Annotated in this window: 1 protein-coding gene; it reads right to left on the bottom strand. The window is 41.3% G+C overall.

Annotated features, from left to right (window positions below):
* On the bottom strand, positions 1 to 477 hold a 477-nt coding region (locus tag HX793_RS30885; protein WP_178905627.1), incomplete at both ends, for a retrotransposon gag family protein.

The raw sequence follows: 477 nt of genomic DNA, 5'->3' as shown, positions 1-477 counted from the left end.
CATTTTCTTGAGGTCTCTCCCAAATTGGTCCAGTCGGTTATGTATGGCTGACATTCCTTCCACTGCTTCTTCTTTTAGCATCCTTCGACATGACGGATCTCTTGAGGAATGGTAGTGGTGGGAATGTTTTGCAAGTTCCTCAATTCTTTCGTAAGCATCAGTGGCGGTTAGGTTTATGAGTGGTCCTCGCCCGTCGAGTAATTGTCTGGTTTGTGTATTGATGCAATCATAGAACTTCTGTACTTTCTGATGTTTGTCCATATCGTGTTGTGGACAATCTTGGATCAATTCTTTGAATCGACTCCATGCTTGGTACAAAGTTTCATCTTCGTCTTGAAGGAAGTTCTGAATTTTTGCTTTCATTTTATTGATTTTGGAAGGTGGAGTGTATTCTTCAATGAAATCATATTTTAATCCGTCCCAGGTAGTGATGGAACCTGGAGGTAGTCTCTTTAACCATTTCTTTGCACCTTCGCG

The organism is Pseudomonas reactans, from assembly GCF_013387025.1.
Lineage (GTDB): Bacteria > Pseudomonadota > Gammaproteobacteria > Pseudomonadales > Pseudomonadaceae > Aquipseudomonas > Aquipseudomonas reactans.
The sequence above is the reverse complement of the archived record's forward strand: the minus strand, read 5'-3'. Positions and strand labels throughout refer to the sequence as shown.